The following is a 2,538-nucleotide window of genomic DNA, read 5'->3' as shown; positions in this document are numbered from 1 at the left end:
CACCGATCTCCCCCGCCCCCGCATGCCCCAACACCACCGCCACCTCACCCGACACCAACTCCAGCAGCACACGCCCCTGCTCATCGACCGGGAGGACGGCGAGGCGGTCGGCCAGAGTCCCGCCCGGCGTCGCACCGGTGCCGGACGCCGTGGTGCGTGCCGTACGGCGCGGTCGGCGCACCAGTCCGCGCAGCATCGACGGCAACTGTCCCGACCGTGCCTGTTCGGCCAGGGCGGCGAAGTCGAACCGCACCGGGACGAGGGTGGACGCCGCACCGGCCAGGGCCGCGTCGAGCAGGGCGAGGCCCTCCTGCGAGGTGAGCGGGAGCACCCCGCCCCGGCTCATGCGGGCCCGGTCCGACTCGCTCATCGTCGCGATCATGCCGCCGGACTCGGCCCACAGGCCCCACGCCAGGGAGACGGCGGGCAGGCCCTGGGCGCGCCGCCACTGGGCGAAGGCGTCCAGGAACGCGTTGGCGGCGGAGTAGTTGCCCTGGCCCGGAGCACCGACGACACCGGCGGCGGAGGAGAACAGGACGAACGCCGAGAGGTCCATGTCGCGGGTCAGCTCGTGCAGGGTGAGCGCGGCGTCGACCTTGGGCCGGAAGGCGGTTCCGAGGCGTTCCTGGGTCAGGCCGGCGATCACACCGTCGTCGAGGACGCCCGCCGCGTGCACGACGCCGGTCAGCGGTGCCGCAGGGGAGATCTGCGCGAGGAGCTTCTTCACCGCCCGCCGCTTGGACATGTCGCACGCCGACACGGTGACAGTCGCTCCGGCCGCCTCCAGCTCGGCCACCAGTTCCCGGGCGCCGGGGGCATCCGGGCCGCGGCGGCTCGTCAACAGCAGGTTCCGCACGCCGTGTTCGGCGACGAGGTGCCGGGCTACCAGGGCGCCCAGCGTTCCGGTGCCACCGGTGACTAGGACCGTGCCCTCGGGGTCCAGCGCGGGCCCGGTCCTGGCGTCCGGCGTGGCCCGCACCAGTCGGGGCGTGTGCACCACGTCGCCGCGCACCGCCACCTGGGCCTCGCCGGTGGCCAGTACGCCCGCTGCGGCCGGACGGGCCGCCTGGATCTCGTCCACGTCCATGAGGACGATGCGGTCCGGGTTCTCGGCCTGGGCCGCGCGCACGAGTCCCCAGACCACCGCTCCCGCCGGGTCGGTCACCTCACCGTCGCCCAACACGCCGACCGCGCCGCGTGTCACGACGAGCAGCCGGCTCTCCTGGAGTTCCGGCGCGGCCAGGAACGCCTGGAGGATGCCGAGCAAGCGGCCGGCGAGGCCGCGGACCCGTTCGGCGCTGACGACACCGTCGACGGCGTCGACGACCAGGACCGCGGGCATCGACGCGCCGGACCGCACCAGTTCCTCGATGTCCAGGGCCATGGTGACCGAGTGCGGGACGACCGGGGCGGCGGCATCAGCAGTCGCGCCGGCCGCCGACGCGGTCCATTCGACGGCGAACAGGGCGTCCGTGCCCACGGTGCCCGCCCCGCCCGCGGCCCGCACCTGTTCGGCGGCGACGGCGCGCAGGACGAGCGAGTCGACCGACGCGACGGGGGCACCTTCGGCGTCGGCGAGTTCGATCGTCACCGACTCCGGTCCGGTGGGAGTCATGCGCACCCGCAGCGCGGTGGCACCGGAAGCGTGCAGAGTCACTCCGCTCCAGGCGAACGGCACGATGAGCTTGCCCTCCTCGGCCCTCCGCTCGGTGAAGGCGCCGCAGTGCAGGACCGCGTCGAGGAGCGCCGGGTGCAGACCGAATCCGGTGGCCGTCTCGGCGTCGTCCGCCGGCAGCGCGACCTCGGCATAGATCTCCGCACCGCGGGTCCACAGCGTCCGGAGCCCCTGGAACAGCGGTCCGTATCCGTATCCGGCGGCTGCCTGGTCCGAGTAGAAGCCGGTCAGGTCGGCCGGCTGCGCCCCGTCCGGGGGCCAGACCTCGGAGACGGCGGTGGGCGCCGGTACGTCGCCGGCCAACTGCCCGCCGGCGTGGCGGGACCAGGGCGCATCGGACTGCGCGTCCTCGGGCCGCGAGTACACCGCGACGGACCGCACACCGCCCCCCGTGTCCCCACCGACGGTCACCTGGACGCGTACGGCACCTTTCGCCGGGACCATGAGGGGTGCCTCGATGACCAGTTCGCGCAGGGTACGGGCGCCGACCTCGTCACCGGCGCGGATCGCGAGTTCCACCAGGGCGGTGCCGGGCAGCAGGACCGTGCCGGACACGACGTGGTCCGCCAACCAGGGCTGGGCGGCCAGGGACAACCGGCCGGTGCACACCACGCCTCCGGTCTCCGGGATGCCCACCACCGTGTCGAGCAGGGGATGCCCGGCGGCCAGCGCGGGATCACCCTCGGGCAGCGTCGGCTTCAGCCAGTAGCGCTGGTGCTGGAAGGCGTAGGTGGGCAGGTCCACGAGATGTGCCCCGGTGCCGGCGAAGACCTGCTCCCAGTCGATCCCGGCACCACGGGTGTGCAGCCGTCCCACCGTGTGCATCAGGGCCCGGTCCTCCGGCACGTCCCGGCGCAGGGACG

1 protein-coding gene is annotated in these 2,538 nt (G+C 74.2%); it reads right to left on the bottom strand.

Annotation, left to right across the window (positions count from 1 at the left end; genetic code table 11):
* Nucleotides 1-2,538: type I polyketide synthase (locus ACIQVT_RS34710; RefSeq protein ID WP_403763771.1), on the bottom strand; the 2,538-nt coding region annotated here is incomplete at both ends.

It is taken from the genome of Streptomyces sp. NPDC100445 (assembly GCF_044759735.1).
In the GTDB taxonomy this organism is placed as follows: domain Bacteria; phylum Actinomycetota; class Actinomycetes; order Streptomycetales; family Streptomycetaceae; genus Streptomyces.
Note: the sequence above shows the minus strand (reverse complement) of the source record. Positions and strands in the feature narration are given on the sequence as shown.